Source organism: Marinobacter sp. M1C (assembly GCF_023314135.1).
Classification (GTDB): Bacteria; Pseudomonadota; Gammaproteobacteria; order Pseudomonadales; family Oleiphilaceae; genus Marinobacter.
This window is the reverse complement of sequence record NZ_CP092289.1, coordinates 2890188-2913578: the sequence shown is the minus strand read 5'-3', so window position 1 is coordinate 2913578 and position 23391 is coordinate 2890188. Positions and strand designations below refer to the sequence as shown.

The following is a 23391-nucleotide window of genomic DNA, read 5'->3' as shown; positions in this document are numbered from 1 at the left end:
GGACCTTTCGGACCGTAACAGGGCGATGCCTATCCCCACCTGGCCGGTGTGTTTCCCCGAAATTTCTCAAGACTTGGGGACCCAGAAAAGTCAGAAAACTTGAACACGGCTGCCAATGAGATACGGAAACTCGATAAACGATTCTGGGAACTCTAAGCCGGGGAGCCCAAACCTATTGGTGGCAAAGGGTGGGATATGGATGAGGGGCAGATTTCAAATCTGTCCCTGTTATGTCATCAGTCGGTAACAATCACGTCCCATGCTGTAAAAAATAGAGAAAGGAGCATAAAAAATGAACGACTACCAAGAAGAACTGCTTGAAATCCGCTCGGAAGAATACGACGACGAAAGCGGGAATGATGCGGTGGAGCTGTAATTTCAGCTGTCAGAATAAGCCTGTCTTGGCGGCTCCATGCACCAAGAACACACGTTTAGTCAGCGTGTGGATGCAAAACCCAAAAGTCATTGCGCAAGTAGCGGCGTTAGCGGGCCGTACCATAAGCCAACGCCAGATCTTGCGACAAAGCCAGTCTTTACTGGTTTTTGGTCCAGTCAAACTTCTTGAACGGCTCATCTACCGGCGTCTCGGCGATGTTATTGATGTAGTTGCTCATTATTTTTTGAGACAGAACCAGTATTATCTCCAAAACCTGTCGCTGGGTATAACCTGCATCAATGAAGGTCTGCACTTCGTCAGAGCTGACTGCCCCACGCTTACGGACAACTGCCAAAGTGAAGGTGCGCAAAGCTTCAAGCTTACCGTCTGCCAAACGTGTTTCATTCCTTAAGGCGTTAGTGATGTCGTCTGACACTCCCATCGCTTTAGCAATACCGGTGTGCGCCGGAACACCCATCTGGCGATCAGTCAGGAAGTTAATCGTGTACTCGATGCAATCGAGCATCGCCTCGGCGAAGTTTTGGAACAGGCCAAAAGCAATCACGAACTCAAGCCCGACGTAGATTGCAAGCGCCTTGCCCGCCTGCTTCAGGCCCAAATTATTGGTTTACGTTCCTTCGCACAAAGAGATACATGCGCGCCCAATGTGGTTGAGTTGGGCGAAGACATGGCTGGCATTCTGGGCCATTACCGACTTTAGCCCGCACATTATACTCAACTCTTCCAGACCATCGATTTACCAAGTTGACTAACTCGCCTGACGCGAAACGAGCGCAGCCGGCGCGAAATCGATGATCATTGCTCAGGCAATACCGGCTCAGACTTTAGAAACGGCGCCGGATCAACCGGGCCGTCTGAGTAAATCCCGAAGTGCAGATGGGGTGGCGTGGTTCTGGCGTTACCGGTGTTGCCCACGTACCCGAGTATCTCGCCTTTTTTAACCGTATCGCCGGATTCAATCGCGAACGAATTCAAGTGGGCGTAGTAGTAGCGTGCACCGCCAAGTTCCAGCAAGCCGCCCAACAGCCAAACATGGTTGCCGCCAATACCACCTGTGCCGGTACGGACCTGGCCAGCAATGACCGCTTTGACCGGCGTTCCTTTTTTAGCAAAAATATCCACGCCGTGATGCGCTCGGGCACCGCCATCGCGAGGTGCGCCGAAGCGGCTGCCGATATCGCGCTGTGATGCGCCCTCTACCGGAAACGGCAATGAACCGCCATGAGCGATGGCCAGCGAATACTCCACCTTGGCGAACAACTCCGGCTGAAGCACAATGCGGTAGTCACCAGATGAAGACACAACCCGACTCTTGGTTGTGCCATCTGTTTCCAGGTCCGCGACAGTTGACCAACCCTGGCCGCCACGTTCGCGGCGTTCCAGACTGGCGTATAGCCGGCCTGCCGAGTTATCCAGACGGTTGAGTTGCGATATCAGCAATTCTCCTCGCTCAAGCACCACCTGATAGACACGCGCTTCAACCCGATCATCTTCAAAAGTGTCAGAAGTGCGATACGTATCGCCAACTTGCAAAGGCTGGCCACTCGCCCGCTCAACGGCCCCGGCCCACTGCTGCCCCAGCGGGCTATCCAACAGCCCGGACAAGCGCAAACGCCAGACAAAAACATCCCTCGACGACCAACCCAATATATCGAAGGCGAGGTAGCGAACTGCCTTTTCGCTGCTGTCGCCCGCGTTTTGTCGCAAGTCATCGCGAACAATAAGAAGAGCAACCAGTCCAATTAACAGAATAAAGAGTATCCATGGCCGAACGCCTTGCTTCTGTGGCTTCATTAGGGGATTGCTGGCGGTGTCAGCATTTGTCTGAGCAGGGCCAGACGCCGAAGTTTGTTGGTTATCAGAGCCTTTGATCGGGTCACCCATACCAATACTCACCGCGTTGTCGTCTTAGGTCATTCGTCATGACAAAGTCTACAATGGAATCAATGTGGTTGAGCAGCATCCATAATTTCTATAAAGATTTTGCTGCCCATATCTTGTATGTTGAGCGATGGCTCATTTACGGTCCGGCTCATAATTGACGCACGGGCAACAAACTCAGGAGACGTTATGAAATTTTGGCTAGTTAACTCACTCATGGCTTTATCGCTCATGCTCAGCTCGCAGTTGTTCGCCCAGGAAGACCCGGTGAGAGTTGGCATGTCCGGGCAATATTTCCCGTTCACTTTCGTGGAACAAGACGAGCTCAAAGGCTTCGAGATTGATATCATGAACGCCGTGGGAAAAGAAATGGGGCGCGAGATTATCTTCCAGACTGCGAGTTTCTCGGGGCTTTTCGGTCTGCTGGAAACCGGCCGCATTGACACAGTCGCCAATCAGATCACCATCACCGAGGATCGTAAAAAAGCTTACGTTTTTAGTGAGCCGTACGTTTATGACGGTGCCCAAGTGGTGGTCAAAAAAGGTAACACCGAGATTCGCGATGTTGAAGATCTCAAAGGCAAAACGGTCGCTGTGAACCTCGGCTCTAATTTCGAAACACTATTGCGTGAACTGCCTTACGCCGATCAGATCAACATCAAGACTTACGAGAGCAATATTGAGCGCGACACCGCCCTGGGCCGCGTAGATGCGTTTGTGATGGATCGGGTCAGCGCTAGCCAGATCATCAAAGACAAACCCTTGCCGCTGGCACTGGCCGGTAAACCCTTTTCACAAATCACTAACGCTTATCCGTTCCAAGACACAGAAACAGGACGGGCCCTGCGAGACGAGGTGAATAAAGCCCTGAAAACGCTGCGGGAAAACGGCACCCTGGCGTCCATTTCCGAAACGTGGTTCGGCACTGACATCACCCAGCCATGATAGGTACCACAAGGCCTGACACCCTATGGGCGTTCTGAACGTAGAGTACATGCTCGGGCTGGTGCCTGTTCTGCTTGGCTATCTGCCCCTTACCCTGCAACTGGCGGGGGCCGCCATGGTGATGGCATTGATTCTTGCCTGCGTGTTCGCCGTGGTGAGGGTGCTGGGTATCCCGGTACTCAATCAACTGACCATCGTGTTTATCTCGTTTTTCCGGGGTACGCCGCTGCTGGTCCAGTTGTTCTTGTTCTATTACGGGCTGCCACAATTGTTCAGCGTGTTAACCGTGATAGACGGCGTCACCGCGACCATCATGGGCCTGACCCTGCACTTTTCAGCGTACATGGCGGAATCGATCCGCGCGGCCATCATTGGCGTTGATCGCAGCCAGACCGAGGCGGCGCTCTCGATTGGCATGACCAATGGCCAGCTAATGCGGCGCATTATCCTGCCTCAAGCCACGCGGGTTGCCCTGCCCACACTGATGAACTACTTCATCGATATGATCAAGGCTACTTCCCTGGCATTTACTCTCGGGGTCACCGAGCTGATGGGGGCCACCCAGAAAGAAGCATCCGGAAGTTTTCTGTACTTTGAGGCGTTCATTGTCGCCGCTGTGATGTACTGGATCGTGGTCGAGATACTTTCACAATTGCAAAAGTATCTCGAAATTCGCCTAAATAAGGCCTATAGCCGATGATTGAACTCAAATCTCTGAGTAAACACTTCGGCAAGACTGTGGTGCTCGACGGCATTGATCTGACCATCGAGAAGGGCGAGATCATTGTTATTATTGGTCCCTCGGGAACCGGTAAATCCACGCTGCTACGCTGTCTAAATTTTCTGGAACGCCCCACGGCGGGCGAAATTACCATCGGCGACCTTACGGTGGATGTGAACCGGGCAAGCCGGGCACAGATTCTCTCACTGCGCCGCCGAACTGCTTTTGTGTTTCAGAATTACGCCTTGTTCGCTAACAAAACCGCATTGGAAAACGTTGCCGAACGGCTGGTGGTGGTCGACAAATGGCCAAAAGAAAAGGCTCACCAGCGCGCCCGGGAGATTCTTGAACGTATCGGCCTTGCCGACAAAGCAGATGCCTACCCCGCCTCGATGTCTGGCGGCCAGCAGCAACGGGTGGGTATTGGCCGCGCCATGGCCACCGGAGCTGAAGTTATCCTGTTTGATGAACCCACCTCGTCTCTTGATCCAGAATGGGTGGAAGAAGTGTTGGGGCTAATGAAACAACTGGCATCGGAACGCCAGACCATGATGGTGGTCACCCACGAAATGTCCTTTGCCCGAGATGTCGCTGACCGAGTGATTTTTATCGATGGCGGCAGGATTGTAGAACAGGGCCCACCCAGCGAGATCTTCTCGAACCCGCAAGACCCCCGCACACAGGACTTTCTGAAAAAGATTCTGGCGACCAATCCCGTCTGATAACGCATGGGGACGGATTTCAAATCCGTCCCCGACTTGTCCGATCAGTCAGCCGCTTTCGATGCTCCCCGGGACTAACCGCAAACCAGCGCCTGTAAGCCTTATGAAAAGCCGCCGGATTAGCAAAACCCAGCAGCCACGACACTTCCGCCAGCGACAGGCGGGTTTCGCGCAGGTAGTCCACGGCCAGTTGCTGGCGGGTGCTGTCGACCAAATCTTTATATTTTATGCCTTCTGCGGCCAGTTGCCGTTGTAGGGTCCAGGGTGTCAGGCCCAGTTTCGCGGCGACGGTGTTAAGGGCTGGGGTTTGGCCCTGGAATAGGGGGGTCAGGCAATGCTGCACACGCTCTTGCAGCGTCCAACCTCGGTGTACCTGCTGTAATTGCTGCTCACATTGCCGAACCATCGCGCCGTGCATAGCCGGTTGGGCTTGGCGCGGGGTTTGTTGCCATGTGTCGGCTTTTACCACCAGGCTGTTTTCAGCGGCACCGAACTGCACCGGGCAGCGGAACCAGCTTTCATACAGCTCGTCCATCCCTTGGGACGGGTACTCAATCTGCACTTTTTCCAGCACCCCATAATCGCCGGTCAGCGTTCGTAAAAACTGGGTCCAGGCCGCCAGAACCGAATCCACAACAAAGCAGTTGTAGTCGTTATAGGGGCGGATGGAATAGAACACCGCCTTGCGAATTGCGCTCTGTACCTCGGGTAAACCGCGGCTGTTTTGGCTGGTGAGCAAAGCATAGCGAATCAGTGTGCTCAGACCGACACCGGCGCTGGCTGCGCACTCGCCAGCCAACCCCGCCGAGCCTGCATCCACAGGCCGTGACAGCGCCCCCATACGCAAACCCAACGCGCGGTTGCCGGTTTCGATGATGGCGGCATGGCCCAGACGCATATAATGGGGAATGCTGATGCGCGCCTCTGCAGACTCCAGGGTTTGTGCGTCTAGCCGAAAACGCTGCGCCAGCCCCGCAGCGTCTGCGCCCTCTGCAGCGGCGGCACGCAATAGCACCGCAGCATAGAGCACGCTTATATCACCTAGGGCGTAAGCCGGTTTGGGCTTGGTCGTGTTTGTTGTCGGCATTTTTTCAGAGAGCCATTCAGCGGAATTTCAGAGAGCCATTCAGCGGGATTTCAGAAAGCCATTTATTGGGTTTTTCAAAGAGTCACTCAAAGATAATAAATTGTACCCCCAAGATATTGTCGCACCGCGGGTACAAGGGTAGCTTATACAAAAAACATAATCTCAATAATGACGAGGAAGAGACATGACCGCGACTAATGTCAACGCAGCCGCCACGCCGGGCTTAAGCAAATACCCCCATTTGCTGGAACCGCTGGACCTGGGCTTCACAAAGCTGCGCAACCGCGCGTTGATGGGCTCTATGCACACCGGCCTGGAAGAAGCCAAAAACGGGTTTGAGCGGCTGGCAGCGTTTTACTCTGAACGCGCCCGTGGCGGCGTGGCCCTGATTGTCACCGGCGGTATTGCGCCCAACGAAGAAGGCGGCGTATTCCAGCACGCTGCAAAAATGACTACCGATGACGAAGTCAAACAACACCAGATCATCACCGATGCCGTGCACCAGGCCGATGGCAAAATCTGCATGCAAATCCTGCACGCCGGCCGCTACGCCTACTCACCGGCGTTGGTGGGGCCGTCAGCCATTCAGGCGCCGATCAATCCGTTCACTCCCAAAGAGCTGGACGAAGCCGGTATTGAAAAACAGATCGAAGACTACGCCGTGTGCGCGCAGTTGGCCCAAAAAGCCGGCTATGACGGCGTTGAAATCATGGGTTCTGAAGGCTATTTCATCAATCAGTTTATTGTGGCCCACACCAACCAGCGCACGGATCAGTGGGGCGGTAGCTACGAAAACCGCATTCGCCTGCCGATTGAAATTGTGCGCCGCGTGCGCGAACGGGTAGGGCCCAACTTCATTCTGATTTATCGCCTGTCGATGCTGGATCTGATTGAAGACGGCAGCACCTGGGAAGAAGTGGTGCAACTGGCCAAAGAAATCGAAAAAGCCGGCGCCACCCTGATCAACACCGGCATTGGCTGGCACGAAGCCCGCATACCCACCATTGCGACGTCTGTGCCCCGTGGCGCCTTTTCCAAGGTTACTGCGCGGCTGAAGAGCGAAGTCAGCATTCCGCTGATTACCACCAACCGCATCAACATGCCGGAAGTGGCTGAAAAAATTCTAGCCGAGGGCGACGCCGACATGGTGTCTATGGCGCGGCCTTTCCTGGCCGATGCCGAACTGGTGCAAAAAGCCGCCGAAGATCGCTCCCAGGAAATTAACACCTGCATCGGCTGCAACCAGGCCTGTCTGGATCATACCTTCAGCAACAAGCTGACCAGTTGCTTGGTCAACCCAAGGGCCTGTCACGAAACCGAACTGAATTACGTGAAAACCGCCAACCCGAAAAACATCGCGGTGGTGGGAGCGGGCCCTGCAGGTATGGCGGCCGCGTCGGTGGCTGCCGAGCGTGGACATAAGGTCACCCTGTATGACTCGGGTGAGGAAATTGGCGGTCAGTTCAACGTTGCCAAACTGATTCCCGGCAAGGAAGAGTTCTACGAAACCTTGCGCTATTACAGCGTTATGTTGAAAAAATACAACGTAGACATGCGCCTGAGCACCCGCGTTAGCGCCAAAGAGCTGATTGCCGACGGTTATGACGAAGTCATTCTGGCCACCGGCGTTCAGCCGCGCATGCCAGACATCGACGGCATTGAACACCCCAGCGTTATCAGCTATCTGGACGCGCTGAAGAAGCGCAAGCCCGTAGGCAAGCGGGTGGCGGTAATCGGCGCCGGCGGAATCGGTTTTGACGTGTCCGAGTTCATTACCCATCAGGGCGCTTCCGCCGCGCTGGATACTGACGTATTCATGAAAGAGTGGGGTGTAGATTTCAGTGGTCAGCATCGTGGCGGTGTGAAGGGCGTAGAACCCCAACTGCCAGAGCCGGCGCGCCAGGTGTACCTGCTACAGCGTAAAACCTCGAAAATTGGTAAGAACTTGGGTAAGACAACCGGCTGGATTCACCGTACATCACTCAAGCATCGTGAAGTACAGATGATCCCGGGCGTCACCTATCGCAAGATTAACGACGAAGGCCTACACATCACCGTGACTGCCAAGCATGCGGAGCAGGGCGAAGACAAGCTGTTGCCGGTGGACACCATCATCATCTGCACAGGTCAGGACCCAATGCGCGAGCTTCAGGCAGAACTGGAAGCTGCCAATGTTTCAACGCATCTGATTGGCGGTGCCGATGTGGCAGCGGAGCTAGACGCCAAACGCGCCATCAACCAGGGCTGCTACTTAGCCGCCGAGCTGTAAAGGCCCAGCCTCAGCATCAGGAGTTTTTAACGGGCGCTTGGCGCCCGTTCTTTATTGTCGGGCACTTTCAAATTGGCATTCTCTGGCTGGCAGCCTCAAATTGGTAGTCTCAAACTATCATTATCGATCCGCCAGCATGCAAGCTGGTACTACCGGGCTGCCAGCTTTAGAATGGCAGCCCGGCAGAACAACAGGAAATTCCATGGAGCAATTTCGCAACATTGGTGTGATTGGCCGCATGGGCAGCGTGAAGGTGGTTGAAACCCTGCGCCAGCTCAAACAATATCTGGTTGCCAATAATTACCAGGTTATTCTGGAAGAAGACACGGCCAGCATACTTCCCGGCCACGGCCAGCAGGTCGCCAGTAAAAGGCTGCTGGGTGAAATTTGCGATCTGGTGATTGTTGTCGGGGGCGACGGCAGCTTGCTGGGTGCTGCCCGTGAACTGGCGAAGTCCAAAATACCCCTGTTGGGCGTTAATCGCGGCCGCCTGGGTTTTCTGACCGATATCTCCCCCAGCGATCTGGAAGAGCGACTGAGCAAAGTGCTTAAGGGCGAATACATTGTTGAGCACCGCTTTCTTCTAGACGGCCACGTAGAGCGCAACGGCAAACCTCTGGGCTTTGGCACGGCGCTGAACGATGTGGTGCTGCACCCGGGAAAATCCACCCGCATGATCGGCTTCGACCTGTTTATCGACGGCCACTTTGTTTATGCCCAGCGTTCCGACGGCCTGATTGTCGCCACGCCGACCGGCTCCACAGCATATTCGTTGTCCGCCGGTGGCCCCATTATGCATCCCAAACTGGATGCCGTTGTGCTGGTGCCTATGTTCCCGCACACCCTCAGTAGCCGCCCCATCGTGGTGGACGGTCGCAGCGAAATAAAACTGGTGATTGGTGAAACAAACGAAGCCTATCCGCAGGTCAGTTTTGACGGCCAGATGAACATTGCCTGCGCGCCGGGCGATATCATTCGTATTAGTAAGAAGCCGTTTAAAATCCGTTTGATTCACCCAACCGATCACAATTTTTACGCCACCTGCCGGGATAAACTTGGCTGGGCCAGCAATACAACAGCGAGTTGAACATGGCCACACTGTCCAGCAATCCCTGCCGCGGCTACGACATTATTGGCGATATTCACGGCTGTTCGCTTACCCTGGAAAGCCTTTTGCAGCGGATGGGCTACACCAAGGTGAAGGGCGTGTACGAGCACAAGCGCCGTCAGGCAATCTTTATCGGCGACATTATTGACCGTGGCCCGCGCATCCGCGAAGCGCTGCACCTGGTGCGTGACATGGTCGAGCGGGGCTCCGCCCGCATTGTGATGGGCAACCATGAGTACAACGCCCTGGGCTACTGCACCCGTGCCCGCCCGGGCAGCGGCAATACTTATCTGCGTGAGCACATACCCCGCCACGACCGCTTGATCAAAGAAACCCTGCAGCAGTTCGAAGCCCACCCCGGCGAGTGGAAAGACTTCCTGGCGTGGTTTTACACCATCCCACTGTTTATAGACGACGAACACTTCCGCGCCGTGCACGCCTGCTGGGACGATGGCCTGATTAGCCGCTTCCGCCAGGAACACCCTGACGGCTGTATTACCGAAGATTTTCTACACGCCTCGTCGGTGCTCGATTCTTTCCCCGGCGAAGTGATGGACACTCTGCTGCGCGGCACCGATTTGCGCTTGCCGGAAGGTGTCGCGATTACCGGCAGTGACGGATTTGTACGCAAGTTTTTCCGCACCAAGTTCTGGGCAGACGATCCACACACCTACGCCGACGTGGTATTCCAGCCCGACCCCTTGCCTGCAGACGTGGCAGTGCATGTGTTAACGCCGGATGAACATCGCCAACTATTGAGCTATCCGCTGGATGCGCCCCCGGTGTTTGTAGGCCATTACTGGATGGACGGTAAACCGTCACAACTAAAATCCAATGTGGCCTGTGTTGACTACAGCGCGGTGAAATACGGCAAGCTGGCGGCCTATCGTATGGACGGCGAAAGAGTCTTGTTGCCGGATAAATTCGTATGGGTAGATGTGCAATGGCCTAGCGACCTGGACCAACGCAATTACCCCACCAACGAAGACAGTTTGGCACGCTAATGGACGATCAACAGATAAAACCCGGCCGCCGTTCACCCCTCGTCAATGGCCGTTGGCAACCGTCACCCGGCCATGCACCGGTGGTGATCAGTCTCATCGTGATCGCGGTGATTACGGTGTGGCTAACCTCCATGAGCAGCAACGAACTGGCTGCCGGCTTGATGATAGTTGACCCTCGCCAGTACGAATGGGTCAGCCTGGCTGATCGCCTGAATGCGTTACTGGACACAGTGTCGAAAGGCCAGATATGGCGCCTGATTACGCCAGATTTTCTGCACTTTAGCTGGCCTCACATCATCTTCAATTCGGTGATGTTGTGGTTCTTGGGCAGTCAAATCGAGTTTATAGACGGCCGTACCCGGCTGCTGGTATTGGCGTTGGTGGCCAGCCTGCTGTCGAATGGCCTGCAATACCTGGTCACCGGCCCGCTGTTTGGCGGTTTGTCGGGCGTGGTCTACGCCATTATGGGCTATTGCTGGCTAAGCCAGCGGCGGCTGCCCAGATTCCAGTTCCCGCCAGCGCTGATCACCTTCGCCCTGGCGTGGATGGTTTTGGGCTTTACTCCGCTGCCCAACATGCTGGGCATGGGCAACATGGCCAACGAAGCCCACCTGGGTGGTTTTGTGGCGGGGTTGCTAGTGGCTTTAGTGTTGCCACCGCCGGGCAGGCGAAAAGCATAAAAAAACCCCACCAAAAGGTGAGGTATTAAGAGAGCGACATAGCTCTGATGAGAGAGACACCAAATGAACGACCGTGTTGCTTAATGTCATTTGGTGAAGTAATAATAATCATTATCGTTCGCGCCTGTCAACGGTTATTGATAGTCTTTTTTAAAGTGTGTTTTAGGAGGTCTGTGTCATGACTTACGAAGAATTGATTAAACGGCTAGACCCAAACGTCTACCGCAGCCTGCGCCAGTCTATTGAAATGGGTAAATGGCCCGATGGCCGCAAGCTAAGCCCGGAGCAGCGCTCCATCAGCCTGGAAGCGGTGATTCATTATGAAAACACCCATAATATGGCTGAAGAAGAGCGCACAGGTTACATAGACCGCGGTGCTAAAGCAGGCACCGACTGCGACCCTACCGTGCGCATGCAGAAAAAAGCCGCCAAAAAAGCCGCTAAAAATGACGCCGTAAATGGCTCTTTAGATGAGCGCAGCGACGACAGCGACGGCTCCGAGCAGTACACCGAGGTAAAGGTTTGAATCAAGCACCCGTAAATCCGGTGGACGTTAGCGGCCGCCTGCGCAAAATGCCCGCCAGTGCTGGGCACTCTATCGGCGATCCAGTGCAGTACAAACTGCGCCTGGGCGATGATCATGTCGCATTGAACGAACTGATTGGCCAGCCCGTCAGTATCGAGTTTGACGGCATTATCCGCTGCATTAACTGCGACCGCGTCACCAAAAAAAGCTTCAGCCAAGGTTTCTGCTTTCCCTGCATGCGCAAGTTGGCAGCCTGCGACAGCTGCATCATGAGCCCGGAAAAGTGTCACTTTCACCTGGGCACCTGCCGTGAACCCGAATGGGGGCAGGCCAACTGCATGGTCGAGCACGTGGTTTATCTGGCTAACTCGTCGGGTTTAAAAGTCGGTATTACCCGCGGCACCCAAGTGCCTACCCGCTGGATTGACCAGGGCGCAGTAGACGCCATCCCCATGTTGCGCGTTGCCACCCGCCAGTTGTCCGGTTTCGTGGAAGTGGCCTGCAAAGCACACGTGGCAGATCGCACCAATTGGCGTACCATGTTAAAAGGCGAAATCACCGAGCTGAACCTGGCCGAAGAACGCGACAAACTGCTGGCCCTGGTGGCCGAAGAACTGGACGCCCTGCGCGCAGAACATGGCGCAGAGAGCATCCGCGCGGTGCAGGAACCGTCTCTGGGTTTAAGCTATCCGGTCGACGTTTGGCCGCAGAAAGTAACATCACACAACCTGGACAAAACACCCCGCGTGTCTGGCGTACTGCAAGGCGTAAAAGGCCAGTACCTGATTCTGGACACGGGCGTGATCAACATTCGCAAATACACCGGTTATCAAGTTCGATTCTGCGCACCGGCAAACACGGGAGACAGCAATGCCTAGCAATCAGCCGCAAACCATTTACCTGAGCGATTACAAGGTGCCCGCCTATCTGGTGGATACCGCCGACCTGCGATTTGAACTGTTCGAAGACGGCGCACGGGTGCACAGCACCTTGACTTTTCGCCGTAATCCCGAGTCCCAGGAAAACCTAGGGACCGATGCGCCTTTGCAACTGCACGGCGACAGCCTGAAGTTGGAAAGCCTGATATTGAACGGCGAGGCTGTGGCCCAGAGCAACTATAGCGTCAGCGACGAGCTGCTGACCGTTAACCAGGTGCCGGAGCACTTCACTCTGCAAGTGGTCACCTGGATAGAGCCCCAGAACAACACCCGCCTGGAAGGCCTGTACAAATCGTCTGCCATGTTCTGCACCCAGTGCGAAGCCGAAGGTTTCCGCTGCATCACCTATTTCCCGGACCGTCCAGACGTGATGGCCCGCTTCAGCACCCGCATAGAAGCAGACAAAACCGCCTATCCGGTGCTTTTGTCGAACGGCAACCCCGTCGAACAGGGTGACCTGAGCGATGGCCGCCACTTCGTGACCTGGGAAGATCCGTTCCCGAAACCGGCCTATTTGTTTGCCTTGGTCGCCGGTGACCTGTTGGAAAAGCAGGACAGCTTCACCACCATGAGCGGCCGCAAAGTAGACCTGCGCATGTACGTAGAGCCGCGCAACTCTGAAAAATGCGAGTACGCGCTGGACTCCCTGAAACGCGCCATGGCCTGGGACGAAAAAACCTATGGCCGCGAATACGACCTCGACATGTTCATGATCGTTGCCGTTGATGATTTCAATATGGGTGCCATGGAAAACAAGGGCTTGAACATATTCAACTCCTCATGCGTACTGGCCAGCCAGGAAACGGCGACCGACATGGCGTTCGAGCGCATTGAATCCATTGTCGCCCATGAATATTTCCACAACTGGTCCGGCAACCGGGTTACTTGCCGTGACTGGTTTCAGCTCAGCCTGAAAGAAGGCTTTACTGTGTTTCGCGACACCCAGTTCTCTGGGGACATGGGCTCGGCCACGGTCAAGCGTATTGAAGATGCCACTGTGTTGCGTACCGCCCAGTTTGCCGAAGACGCAGGCCCCATGGCCCATTCGGTGCGCCCGGCGTCTTACATGGAAATCACCAACTTCTACACCCTGACCATTTATGTAAAGGGCGCCGAAGTGGTGCGTATGATTCACACCCTGTTAGGGCCGGATCTGTTCCGCAAAGGCAGTGACCTGTACTTTGAGCGCCACGACGGCCAGGCAGTCACCACAGACGACTTCGTCAAAGCCATGGAAGACGCCTCAGGTCGCGACCTTGGCCAGTTCCGTTTGTGGTACCAGCAAGCCGGTACGCCGCAGTTGGCGATCAGTGACGAATACGACGAAAGCGCCGGCGTTTATCGCCTGCACATCGAACAAACCCTGCCAGACACCCCGGGCCAAACCAACAAGCAGCCTCAGCACATACCCTTCGCGCTGGGTCTGTTAGGCAGCCGCGGTGAAGATCTGGCGCTGGCGTTAAGCGCAGATGAGCTGGCCAACGGCGATGCACCGCAAGAGCGCGTGCTGGAACTCACCGAAGCCAGCCACAGTTTTGAATTTCACGGTCTCAGCGAATGCCCGGTGCCATCCCTGCTGCGGCACTTTTCAGCACCGGTGCGGGTGAGCTATCCGTGGACCCGCGAACAACTGCTGTTCCTGATGAACCACGACTCAGACGGCTTCAATCGCTGGGACGCGGGCCAGCGCCTGGCCATAGACGTCATCCAGCAGATGATTGGCGCGCCAAAAGACGTAATCGTAGATACTCGCCTGGTAGGTGCTTTCCGCCACTTGATCAGCGATTCCGATCTGGATCAGGCGCTGGTGGCCAAAATGCTGGTGCTGCCCACCGTGGCTTACCTGGCCGAACTGACCGATGGCGCCGACGTGCCTGCTATTCACCGGGCTCGCCGCCGGGTGTTGAAGCATCTGGCGATTGCCCTGCGCGACGAGCTGGTGGCCTGCTACCGCCGCAACGTCGACAGCGGCCCTTACCAACTTGGTCCCGAAGCCGTTGCCCGTCGCAGCCTGCGCAACACCGCGCTGGCCTGGCTGCTGCTGATTAATGACGAAGAAGGCCGCTCATTGGGTTTAGGTCAGTATCGCGACGCCGACAACATGACCGACCGCATGGGCGCCCTGAAGGCGTTTGTGAACTCCGGTTACGACGACGATCGTGCGACCACCCTGAACGATTTTTACCAGACCTTTCAGCACGACCCCCAAGTGGTGGAGCAGTGGTTCTCGGTACAGGCGGCCAGCCGTCGTACCGGGCAGCTGTCACACATTCACGCATTGCTGGAACACCCGGCGTTTGATTGGAAAAATCCCAACAAAATCCGCGCGGTGATCGGCGCCTTCGCCGGCCAGAACCTGGTGAATTTCCACAACCCGGACGGTTCCGGTTACCAGTTCCTGGCCGACCAGGTCTGCAAGCTAGACGACAGCAACCCGCAAATTGCCGCGCGGCTGGTAAGCCCGCTGACCCGCTGGCGCAAATTCGCGCCCGAGTACAGTCAGCAAATGCAGGCCGCTCTGGTGCAGATTCGTGACAAAGAAAACCTGTCCCGGGATTTGTACGAAGTAGTGCACAAGAGCTTAGCGGATTAACCCAAGGAACCCACTGTTCCCGAGTTCGCCACCCAGGGGACGGATTTCAAATCCGTCCCCGCCGTTCCATCCCCGTACTACCATAAATATCGCACTTTCGGGCGATAGCAACCTGCCAGTAATGCACTACACTCAACCCATTGCAGCGCTTTGCGTGCATCAAATACAACAACACCAGCAATAGGAAATCGAATGGCCACACGCAACAGGCGTCCAATCTGCGCCTGCCCGGGATTTGCTGCTGCCATCAGTTTGGCTGCGCTCTGCGTTTTAACCCCGTCAACGGCATTCGCCGTCGCTGACTTACTGGAAACCCCCGCCCGCAGCACCGAACTGGCTACAACCAGTTTGCTGAACGATGTTGCGCGCGCAGGCGACAGTGGGCGCCTGGTAGCCGTTGGCGAACGCGGCCACATCATCTACTCCGATGACGGCGGCGCCAACTGGGCCCAGGCCAGCGTGCCGGTGTCCGTCACTCTCACCGGAGTGGATTTTGGCTCGGCCAGCCACGGCTGGGCCGTGGGCCACAGCGGCGCGGTGTTGCACAGCAGCGATAGCGGCGCTAACTGGACGCTGCAGATGACCGGCATTCAGGCTGCCAATCTGGCCATTGCCGGTGTACAGCAGGAAATCGAAGCTTTGGAACAGCGCCTTGAAACCGCAGCCGAAGAAGACGTCGGCGATCTGGAATGGGCTATGGATGACCTGACGTTTGGCCTCGAAAACATGCAGGCAGATCTGTCTGTAGGGCCGGTGAACCCGTTTCTGGACGTGTGGTTTGAAGATGCAGACCGCGGCTTTGTGATTGGCGCCTACGGTATGATTTTCCACACCGTTGATGGTGGCAGTCAATGGCAGGACTGGGCGCGAAAACTGGACAACGGCGACAACTACCACCTCAATGCCATTACCAAAATCGGTGGTGGCGCGCTGGTGATTGTCGGCGAAGCCGGGCAAATTCACGTGTCTGAAGACAACGGCAATAGCTGGGACCGCCGCGACAGCGGTTACGAAGGCTCGCTGTTTGGCGTGACCGGTACCAATAACAGCGGCGAGGCGCTGGCATTTGGCCTGCGCGGTACGGTGATGCACACAACCGATAACGGCCAAAGCTGGGATCGCGTGCAAACCGGCTCCAGCACCACCTTGAATGATGGCGCCAGCGCCGGCGAACGCCTGGTGTTGGTGGGTAACAACGGCACCTTGGTCACTCGCGATGGCGCCAATGACGCGTTCAAGGAAACCCTGCGAGCCGACCGCCTGGGCTTGATGGGTGTTGTGATAAATGGCCCGCAAAAACTGTTGCTGGTGGGTGAGGGCGGCGTCGTTCTGATGGAAGGCGACGCGGGTCTGGTAGAAGAAGGTGTAGAACAAGGGGCGGTTGAATGACAAATCCAAAGCATGCCAGAGGTGAGCACTTCCTCACCACACCCAAAGCCGCGCCCTTTCTGGAACGGCTCATTTTCAATAATCGCGTCATCATATTGGTTCTGTTTGCGGTGTTGACTGTATTTTTGGGCTATAACGCCGTTAAAATCCAGCCCGATGCCAGCTTCGAGCGGATGATTCCGCTGGAACACCCGTACATCGTGAGCATGCTGGAACACCGAGACGATCTGGAAAACCTGGGCAACTTCGTGCGTATTGCCGTGGCCACAAAAGACGGCAGCGATATCTTCACCGAAGAGTACATGGAAACTCTGCGCCAGATCACCGACGAAGTGTTCTATCTCAGCGGTGTTGATCGCAGCGGCCTGAAATCCCTATGGACCCCCAACGTGCGCTGGGTAGAAGTTACCGAGCAGGGCTTCCAGGGCGGCACCATCATCCCCGACAACTACGACGGCAGTTCTGCTGAAAGCCTTGAAAAGCTGCGCCAGAACGTATTGCGCTCAAGCGAAGTGGGGCGCCTGATATCCGATAACTTCCGCTCTACCATCGTGTACGCACCGCTGTACGAAAACGACCCGCAAACCGGCGAGCCCCTGGATTACGCCGATTTTTCCCGCCAGCTGGAAGAGAAGATTCGGGAAAAGTACCAGGCCCAGAATCCGAACGTCAGTATTCACATCGTCGGCTTCGCCAAAAAAGTCGGCGACCTGATTGAAGGCATTGGCGCCATTGCCTGGTTTGCCGGCATCACCATTGCTCTGACCACGCTGTTGCTGTTCTGGTACTCCCGCTGCATCGCAGGCACCTTGGTGCCAGTGCTGACGTCCATTGTGGCGGTGTTCTGGCAGCTAGGCGCGCTAAAAATACTGGGTTACGGGTTAGATCCGTATTCGGTGCTGGTGCCGTTTCTGGTGTTCGCCATTGGCATCAGCCACGGGGTGCAGCTGGTGAACGCCATGGCGATGGAAGCCGCCCGCGGTTTTGACCCGCTCAACGCGGCCCGCCTAGCGTTCCGTGCCTTGTACATTCCCGGCATGCTGGCGCTGATTTCCGACGCCTTTGGCTTCTTAACACTGCTGTTTATCGACATCGACGTCATTAAAGACCTGGCCGTAGCCGCAGGCTTGGGCGTGGCTATCGTGATCATCACCAACCTGGTTTTGCACCCGCTGCTTATGTCGTACATCGGCATTACCGCTGGTGGTATTCGCCACGTGCAAAAACAGGGTGAAGAAACCGACCGAAAATGGCGCCGCCTGTCAGCGTTTGCCAGCCCAAAAGCCGCGCCTATATCCGTGCTGATCGCACTTCTGGGCCTGGGTGTGGGTGTCTACCTTAAGCAAGACCTGAAAGTCGGGGATTTAGACCAAGGCGCCCCGGAACTGCGCGCCGATTCCCGCTACAACACAGACAACGCTTTCATTATCGATAACTATTCCACCAGTGCCGACGTGCTGGTGGTTATGGTGAAAACCCCGGTCGAACAGTGCACCCAGTACAGCGTGTTGCGGGCCATGGACACCTTGCAGTGGGAGTTACAAAATACGCCAGGCGTGCAATCCACCGTCTCGCTGGCGGACGTGTCGAAAATCGTCACCAAAGCGCTGAACGAAGGTAACTGGAACTGGTACGCCATTTCCCGCAACCAAACCATCATCAACGCTTCGATTCGTGATGCGCCATCCGGGTTGATCAACACCGATTGCAGCCTTACGCCCACGTTGGTGTTCCTGGAAGATCATAAAGCCGAAACCCTGCAAACCGTGGTGAGCGCGGTGGAAGTTTTTGCTGCCAACAACAGCAACGAAGACCATACCTTCCTGCTGGCAGCGGGTAACGCCGGGGTAGAAGCGGCCACCAACGACGTCATCGCGAAAGCCAAAGACTGGATGCTGGTGTTCGTCTATGGTGTTGTCAGCCTGCTGTGCTTTGCCACCTTCCGTTCCTGGCGGGCAGTGTTGTGCATCGTGGTTCCGCTGGGGCTTACCTCTGTGCTGGCGGAAGCCATTATGGCCATGAGCGGCATCGGCATCAAAGTGGCCACCTTGCCGGTGATAGCGCTAGGTGTCGGTATAGGTGTGGACTACGGTATCTACATTTACAGCAAGCTGGAGAAATTTCTGCTGGAAGGTAAGTCCTTGCAGGAAGCTTACTTTGAAACCCTGCGCTCTACCGGTAAGGCGGTGATATTCACCGGCATTACCCTGGGCCTTGGTGTGGTTACCTGGATTTTCTCGCCCATCAAATTTCAGGCCGATATGGGCTTGCTGCTGTTCTTCATGTTCATCTGGAACATGATTGGCTCTATCTGGCTGTTGCCAGCGCTGGCGCATTTCCTGCTGAAGCCGGAACAGATGCGCGAGAAAGCGCGCCTGGCGAGCGTCAAAAGCTAGCTGTGTAAACCGCCCTGGCAGATCATGACAGGGCGGTTTCTTCTTTTTACTCAAGCGCCTGATGTCCCGTCTGGTTAAATTAGTCAGATTCATTTATCTGGCTGGTGGGTCTATGTTTTAATGGCCTGCCAAAAGCTGGATTTTCTCGTTCGCGGGGCTCTAAGGGTTATAACAGTAAAAAGGACAACTAGGATGACGGTGAAACTGAAAGCCTCCGTGTTGGCGATTACCGCGGCACTGAGCCTCGGCGCAGCCTCTGCCATGGTGTCTGCTCAGGAACAGCAGTTCATTACCATCGGCACCGGCGGCGTTACCGGTGTGTACTACCCGGCCGGTGGTGCTATCTGCCGCCTGGTCAACATGGATCGTAAAGATCACGGCATTCGCTGCTCAGTTGAAATCACCGGTGGTTCTGTCTACAACCTGAACGCCATCGCCCGAGGTGAGCTGGACCTGGCCGTCGTCCAATCAGACTGGCAGTTCCACGCTTACAACGGCAGCAGCCAGTTTGAGGGCGACGGCCCCAACAAAAAACTGCGCGCGGTTTTCTCGATGCACCCGGAGCCGTTCACCGTTGTTGCCAGCAAAAGCTCGGGAATCACCACCTTTGAAGATCTGGAAGGCAAGCGAGTTGCGGTTGGCGACCCGGAGTCTGGGCAACGTGCTACCGCCGAAACGCTGATGAAAGAAATGGGCTGGAAAATGGACAAATTCGCTCTGGCCGCCGAACTAAAAGCGGCCGAGCAGTCCCAAGCCCTGTGCAATGGCGACATCGACGCCTTCTTTTACACCGTGGGCCACCCGTCAGGCGCGATAAAAGAAGCCACCACTTCCTGTGACAGCGTTCTGGTCACCGTTGATAACAACGCCACCAAAAAACTGATCAAAAACAACCCCTACTACCGAAAAGCCATCATTCCCGGTGGCATGTACCGCGGTAGCGATGTAGACGTAACCACCTTCGGCGTAGGCGCCACCTTCGTATCGTCCACCGACGTGCCAGACGATGTGATTTACCAGGTAGTGCGCGCCGTGTTCGAAAATTTCGACAGCTTCAAGCGCCTGCATCCGGCCTTTCACAACCTGAACAAAGAAGAAATGGTATCAGGCGCCCTAAGCGCCCCCTTGCACCCGGGTGCCGTCAAATACTACAAAGAAGCCGGCTTGATGAAATAGCCAAAGGGGACGGATTTCAAATCCGTCCCCGCTCTGTCCCCGATTTTCCACTTGCCCTTCGGGACAGATTTCAAATCTGTCCCGGCTTTACATTTCTGTTAAACTCCTCATCTTCCTGGCACCGCGGACGTATCGCGGCTGCCAAAAAAGAGGACATAAAGCGGGGACGGATTTGAAATCCGTCCCCGCTTTATGTCCTCGCCAAACAAGTGATCTTTGGTATAGATCACCGCTGAGCATCCTTAGGAGCACACCATGCCCGTAGTAACCCTCCCTGACGGCAGTCACCGCAGTTTTGCCGAAGCCGTCACTGTGCACGACGTAGCCGCCGACATCGGCGCAGGCCTGGCCAAAGCCGCTCTGGCCGGTAAAGTCGACGGCACAATGGTCGACACCAGCTACCTGATCGAAAACGACGCACAGCTGGCTATTATCACCGAGCGTGACGACGAAGGCCTGGACATCATCCGCCACTCCACCGCCCACCTGTTGGCTATGGCGGTTAAAGAGTTGTTCCCGGAAGCCCAGGTCACCATCGGCCCGGTGATTGACGACGGTTTTTACTACGATTTCAAATACGATCGCCCCTTCACCAACGAAGACCTGGGCCGTATTGAAAAACGCATGGCAGAACTGGCCAAGCAAGATTTGCCGGTTTCCCGCTCGGTGATGTCCCGCAGCGAAGCCGTAGCGCTGTTCAGCAGCATGGGTGAAGAGTACAAAGTTCGCATAATTGAAGACATTCCCGGCGCAGAAGACCTGTCATTTTACCGCCAGGGTGATTTCATCGACCTTTGCCGCGGCCCCCACGTGCCCAGTACCGGCAAAATGAAAGCCTTCAAGCTGACAAAGGTATCCGGTGCCTTCTGGCGTGGAGACACCAACAACGAACAGTTGCAGCGCGTTTACGGCACCGCCTGGGCCAACAAAAAAGACCTGAAAGCTTACGTGCATCGCATCGAAGAAGCCGAAAAGCGCGACCACCGCAAAGTCGGCAAAAAGCTGAACCTGTTCCATATGCAAGAAGAAGCCCCGGGCATGGTGTTCTGGCATCCAGACGGCTGGACCATTTATCAAAAAATGGAACAGTACATGCGCGATATCCTGCGTCGCCACGGTTACCAGGAAATCAAAACACCCCAGATTGTGTCCCGCTCGCTGTGGGAAAAGTCCGGCCACTGGGACAAGTTTAAAGAAGGCATGTTTACTACCGAGTCGGAAAAACACGACTTCGCCATCAAGCCCATGAACTGCCCGTGTCACATCCAGGTGTTCAACCAAGGCCTGAAAAGCCACAAAGATTTGCCCCTGCGCTTGGCGGAGTTTGGCTCCTGCCACCGCAACGAAGCGTCTGGTGCCTTGCACGGACTGATGCGCGTGCGCGGCTTTACCCAAGACGACGCCCACATCTTCTGTGAAGAAAGCGACGTCCAGAACGAAGTGTCGAAGTTCATCGACCTGCTACACGAAGTCTACAAAGACTTCGGCTTCACCGAAATTCTGTACAAATTGTCGACCCGCCCGGAAAAGCGCGTGGGTTCCGACGAAGTTTGGGACAAATCTGAAGCTGCACTGGAGCAAGCCCTGAACCGCGAAGGCGTGAAATGGGAGCTGTTGCCGGGTGAAGGCGCGTTTTATGGCCCTAAAATCGAGTTTTCTCTGAAAGACTGCATCGGCCGGGTATGGCAATGTGGCACCATTCAGGTAGACTTCAGCATGCCGGGCCGATTAGGCGCACAATATGTGTCGGATAACTCCGAACGCAAAACACCGGTTATGCTGCACCGTGCGGTACTTGGGTCGTTTGAGCGTTTCATCGGTATTCTTATTGAAGAATACGAAGGCGCATTCCCCAGCTGGCTAGCTCCAACACAGGTCGCCATCCTCAATATCACCGATAATCAACGGGAATATTGCGAGAATCTTGCGAAAAAGTGGGATTCTTTGGGCTTTAGGGTGAATGCTGACTTGAGAAACGAGAAGATCGGCTTTAAAATCCGCGAGCACACAATTAACAAGGTTCCCTTTCTTGTGGTTGTCGGCGATAAAGAAGTCGACAACAACGCCGTTGCGGTGAGAACCCGCAAAGGTGAAGATTTGGGAACACTATCGCTTGAAGCGTTCGAACAACTTCTGCAAGAAGATGTTGAACGCAAGAGCAGAACTAAGTTGGAGAATTAATTATTAAACAGAGAACGAATCGGGGTGCGCGTACACCAAAGGCGCCAATCAATGAGAACATTGATGCAACTGAAGTCCGTCTGATTGACGCCGAAGGCGAGCAAGTGGGTGTGGTTTCAATCGCAGAAGCCCTCAGGATGGCAGAGGAGGCGACCCTGGATCTGGTGCAAGTGACAGATTCCGATCCGATCGTCTGTAAAATAATGGATTATGGCAAGAAGATCTTCGACGAGAAAAAAGCGAAGGCCGTTGCCAAGAAGAAACAAAGACAGACGCAAGTCAAAGAGCTTAAGTTCCGTCCAGGAACTGAAGAAGGGGATTATCAGGTAAAACTACGCAACCTGATACGTTTCCTTGAAGCCGGGGACCGCGGCAAAATCACTGTTCGCTTCCGTGGCCGTGAGATGGCACACCAAGAAATTGGTATGAAACTCATGGAGCGCATTGAAGTAGACATGGAAGAAATGGCAACTGTCGAGATGCGTCCGAAGATGGAAGGCCGCCAGATGACCATGATTATCGCCCCCCGCAAAAAGAAGTAAGCCTGTTGTTGTTGCTCATCCCCTGCCAAAGGCGGGGGATTTGTGTTTCAGGTTTACATACGATGTATCAAAAAAACAGAATGCGGAGTTTTAAAAAATGTCGAAAATGAAAACGAAAAGTGGAGCGGCCAAGCGGTTTAAGAAAACTGCCACCGGCTTCAAGCACAAGTCGTCCTTCACCAGTCACATCCTGACCAAGAAAAGCCCGAAGCGTAAGCGTCAGCTGCGTGGAACCAAGCTTATCTCCAAGTCTGATGTGGCTTCCGTAAAGCGCATGCTCGGAGTTTAGAGTACAGCGCACCCCAAACGGTTTTAAGGTAGAAGGATTATAGTATGGCTCGTGTTAAACGTGGTGTGGTTGCACGCCGTCGTCACAAGAAGATTCTAAAGCAGGCTAAAGGTTACTACGGTGCCCGTAGTCGTGTGTACCGCGTTGCCAAGCAAGCGGTTATCAAAGCAGGTCAGTATGCGTACCGTGACCGTCGTAACCGCAAGCGTGCGTTCCGCGCACTGTGGATTGCGCGTATTAACGCCGGTGCCCGTGCCAATGGCTTGTCATACAGCCGCTTGATCGCTGGTCTTAAAAAGGCCAACGTGGAAATCGACCGTAAAGTTCTGGCCGACCTGGCCATGAACGAGCAGCAAACGTTTGCTGCGGTTGTTGAGAAAGCCAAAGCATCCCTGTGATCGCTTAAGCTCTATCATCGATCACGAATCGATCCGCTGCCAGGCATAACCGTCAGGCAGCGTTTAATAGGGGAAGGGCACGCTCTTCCCCTATTTTTGTTTCCGGATTTCGTGTGTTTATAGATTTCATTTCTGATTTGGAGCAGGGT

20 protein-coding genes are annotated in these 23391 nt (G+C 55.1%); 17 read left to right on the top strand and 3 right to left on the bottom strand.

Annotation, left to right across the window (positions count from 1 at the left end):
• Nucleotides 1-533: 533 nt before the first annotated feature.
• Complete coding sequence (locus MIH19_RS13675) at nt 534-995, bottom strand: carboxymuconolactone decarboxylase family protein (protein WP_249005398.1); 462 nt, start codon at nt 993-995, stop codon at nt 534-536.
• Nucleotides 996-1192: 197 nt separating this feature from the next.
• The gene (locus MIH19_RS13670) at nt 1193-2281 is read right to left on the bottom strand and encodes a M23 family metallopeptidase (RefSeq protein ID WP_249005397.1); all 1089 of its coding nucleotides are present in this window, start codon (nt 2279-2281) and stop codon (nt 1193-1195) included.
• 186 nt (nt 2282-2467) lie between these two features.
• Between MIH19_RS13670 and MIH19_RS13665 the strand changes: the two genes are divergently transcribed.
• The 3 genes from MIH19_RS13665 to MIH19_RS13655 are packed head-to-tail and all read left to right on the top strand — an operon-like array spanning nt 2468 to nt 4666.
• On the top strand, nt 2468-3223 hold the full coding sequence (locus tag MIH19_RS13665; protein WP_249005396.1) for an amino acid ABC transporter substrate-binding protein: 756 nt from the start codon (nt 2468-2470) through the stop codon (nt 3221-3223).
• A 25-nt stretch (nt 3224-3248) separates the two neighbouring features.
• Nucleotides 3249-3923 carry an amino acid ABC transporter permease gene (locus tag MIH19_RS13660; protein ID WP_249005395.1) on the top strand — a complete coding sequence of 225 codons (675 nt, stop codon included), beginning with the start codon at nt 3249-3251 and terminating at the stop codon, nt 3921-3923.
• Nucleotides 3920-4666: an amino acid ABC transporter ATP-binding protein gene (locus tag MIH19_RS13655; RefSeq protein WP_249005394.1), complete on the top strand. Its 747-nt coding sequence runs from the start codon at nt 3920-3922 to the stop codon at nt 4664-4666. Before MIH19_RS13660 ends, MIH19_RS13655 begins: the two co-directional genes overlap by 4 nt.
• A 19-nt stretch (nt 4667-4685) precedes the next feature.
• Here the strand turns inward: MIH19_RS13655 and MIH19_RS13650 are convergent, their stop codons facing one another.
• Nucleotides 4686-5753, bottom strand: coding sequence for an AraC family transcriptional regulator (locus MIH19_RS13650; protein ID WP_249005393.1), 1068 nt, complete (start codon nt 5751-5753; stop codon nt 4686-4688).
• 184 nt (nt 5754-5937) lie between these two features.
• On the opposite strand from MIH19_RS13650, the gene MIH19_RS13645 reads away from it, so the two are divergent.
• The 14 genes from MIH19_RS13645 (at nt 5938) to rplT (ending at nt 23242) form a co-directional block, all read left to right on the top strand.
• The gene (locus tag MIH19_RS13645) at nt 5938-8022 is read left to right on the top strand and encodes an NADPH-dependent 2,4-dienoyl-CoA reductase (RefSeq protein ID WP_249005392.1); all 2085 of its coding nucleotides are present in this window, start codon (nt 5938-5940) and stop codon (nt 8020-8022) included.
• A gap of 202 nt (nt 8023-8224) precedes the next feature.
• On the top strand, nt 8225-9109 hold the full coding sequence (locus tag MIH19_RS13640) for an NAD(+) kinase (RefSeq protein WP_249005391.1): 885 nt from the start codon (nt 8225-8227) through the stop codon (nt 9107-9109).
• A 2-nt stretch (nt 9110-9111) separates the two neighbouring features.
• Nucleotides 9112-10134 (top strand): metallophosphoesterase, encoded by a 1023-nt coding sequence (locus MIH19_RS13635; RefSeq protein ID WP_249005390.1) that lies wholly within the window; start codon nt 9112-9114, stop codon nt 10132-10134.
• Nucleotides 10134-10814, top strand: coding sequence for a rhomboid family intramembrane serine protease (locus tag MIH19_RS13630; RefSeq protein WP_249005389.1), 681 nt, complete (start codon nt 10134-10136; stop codon nt 10812-10814). Before MIH19_RS13635 ends, MIH19_RS13630 begins: the two co-directional genes overlap by 1 nt.
• 178 nt (nt 10815-10992) lie before the next feature.
• Nucleotides 10993-11340: a DUF1315 family protein gene (locus MIH19_RS13625; protein WP_249005388.1), complete on the top strand. Its 348-nt coding sequence runs from the start codon at nt 10993-10995 to the stop codon at nt 11338-11340.
• Complete coding sequence (locus tag MIH19_RS13620) at nt 11337-12218, top strand: DUF2797 domain-containing protein (protein WP_249005387.1); 882 nt, start codon at nt 11337-11339, stop codon at nt 12216-12218. Before MIH19_RS13625 ends, MIH19_RS13620 begins: the two co-directional genes overlap by 4 nt.
• Entirely contained in the window at nt 12211-14871 is a 2661-nt protein-coding gene (pepN, locus tag MIH19_RS13615; RefSeq protein ID WP_249005386.1) for an aminopeptidase N, read from the top strand. The genes MIH19_RS13620 and pepN overlap by 8 nt, the downstream gene beginning before the upstream one ends.
• A 192-nt stretch (nt 14872-15063) precedes the next feature.
• Entirely contained in the window at nt 15064-16260 is a 1197-nt protein-coding gene (locus MIH19_RS13610; RefSeq protein ID WP_249005385.1) for a YCF48-related protein, read from the top strand.
• A complete protein-coding gene (locus tag MIH19_RS13605; protein ID WP_249005384.1) occupies nt 16257-18656 on the top strand; it encodes an MMPL family transporter in 2400 nt (799 codons plus the stop codon). Before MIH19_RS13610 ends, MIH19_RS13605 begins: the two co-directional genes overlap by 4 nt.
• A gap of 192 nt (nt 18657-18848) precedes the next feature.
• Nucleotides 18849-19832 carry a TAXI family TRAP transporter solute-binding subunit gene (locus MIH19_RS13600; protein ID WP_249005383.1) on the top strand — a complete coding sequence of 328 codons (984 nt, stop codon included), beginning with the start codon at nt 18849-18851 and terminating at the stop codon, nt 19830-19832.
• 255 nt (nt 19833-20087) lie between these two features.
• Nucleotides 20088-22013, top strand: a complete 1926-nt coding sequence (thrS, locus tag MIH19_RS13595; RefSeq protein WP_249005382.1) for a threonine--tRNA ligase — start codon at nt 20088-20090, stop codon at nt 22011-22013.
• Nucleotides 22014-22015: 2 nt separating this feature from the next.
• Nucleotides 22016-22555 carry a translation initiation factor IF-3 gene (gene infC, locus MIH19_RS13590; RefSeq protein WP_084708336.1) on the top strand — a complete coding sequence of 180 codons (540 nt, stop codon included), beginning with the start codon at nt 22016-22018 and terminating at the stop codon, nt 22553-22555.
• A 97-nt stretch (nt 22556-22652) separates the two neighbouring features.
• Nucleotides 22653-22844, top strand: coding sequence for a 50S ribosomal protein L35 (rpmI, locus tag MIH19_RS13585; RefSeq protein WP_018403764.1), 192 nt, complete (start codon nt 22653-22655; stop codon nt 22842-22844).
• A 44-nt stretch (nt 22845-22888) separates the two neighbouring features.
• Nucleotides 22889-23242 (top strand): 50S ribosomal protein L20, encoded by a 354-nt coding sequence (gene rplT, locus MIH19_RS13580; protein WP_007351562.1) that lies wholly within the window; start codon nt 22889-22891, stop codon nt 23240-23242.
• Nucleotides 23243-23391: the final 149 nt, after the last annotated feature.

Coding starts and splice junctions, on each gene's coding strand:
- MIH19_RS13670 (WP_249005397.1), bottom strand. CDS start 2,281: ATGGGTGACCCGATCAAAGGCTCTGATAACCAACAAACTTCGGCGTCT.
- MIH19_RS13665 (WP_249005396.1), top strand. CDS start 2,468: ATGAAATTTTGGCTAGTTAACTCACTCATGGCTTTATCGCTCATGCTC.
- MIH19_RS13660 (WP_249005395.1), top strand. CDS start 3,249: ATGGGCGTTCTGAACGTAGAGTACATGCTCGGGCTGGTGCCTGTTCTG.
- MIH19_RS13655 (WP_249005394.1), top strand. CDS start 3,920: ATGATTGAACTCAAATCTCTGAGTAAACACTTCGGCAAGACTGTGGTG.
- MIH19_RS13650 (WP_249005393.1), bottom strand. CDS start 5,753: ATGCCGACAACAAACACGACCAAGCCCAAACCGGCTTACGCCCTAGGT.
- MIH19_RS13645 (WP_249005392.1), top strand. CDS start 5,938: ATGACCGCGACTAATGTCAACGCAGCCGCCACGCCGGGCTTAAGCAAA.
- MIH19_RS13640 (WP_249005391.1), top strand. CDS start 8,225: ATGGAGCAATTTCGCAACATTGGTGTGATTGGCCGCATGGGCAGCGTG.
- MIH19_RS13635 (WP_249005390.1), top strand. CDS start 9,112: ATGGCCACACTGTCCAGCAATCCCTGCCGCGGCTACGACATTATTGGC.
- MIH19_RS13630 (WP_249005389.1), top strand. CDS start 10,134: ATGGACGATCAACAGATAAAACCCGGCCGCCGTTCACCCCTCGTCAAT.
- MIH19_RS13625 (WP_249005388.1), top strand. CDS start 10,993: ATGACTTACGAAGAATTGATTAAACGGCTAGACCCAAACGTCTACCGC.
- pepN (WP_249005386.1), top strand. CDS start 12,211: ATGCCTAGCAATCAGCCGCAAACCATTTACCTGAGCGATTACAAGGTG.
- MIH19_RS13610 (WP_249005385.1), top strand. CDS start 15,064: ATGGCCACACGCAACAGGCGTCCAATCTGCGCCTGCCCGGGATTTGCT.
- MIH19_RS13605 (WP_249005384.1), top strand. CDS start 16,257: ATGACAAATCCAAAGCATGCCAGAGGTGAGCACTTCCTCACCACACCC.
- MIH19_RS13600 (WP_249005383.1), top strand. CDS start 18,849: ATGACGGTGAAACTGAAAGCCTCCGTGTTGGCGATTACCGCGGCACTG.
- thrS (WP_249005382.1), top strand. CDS start 20,088: ATGCCCGTAGTAACCCTCCCTGACGGCAGTCACCGCAGTTTTGCCGAA.
- rpmI (WP_018403764.1), top strand. CDS start 22,653: ATGTCGAAAATGAAAACGAAAAGTGGAGCGGCCAAGCGGTTTAAGAAA.
- rplT (WP_007351562.1), top strand. CDS start 22,889: ATGGCTCGTGTTAAACGTGGTGTGGTTGCACGCCGTCGTCACAAGAAG.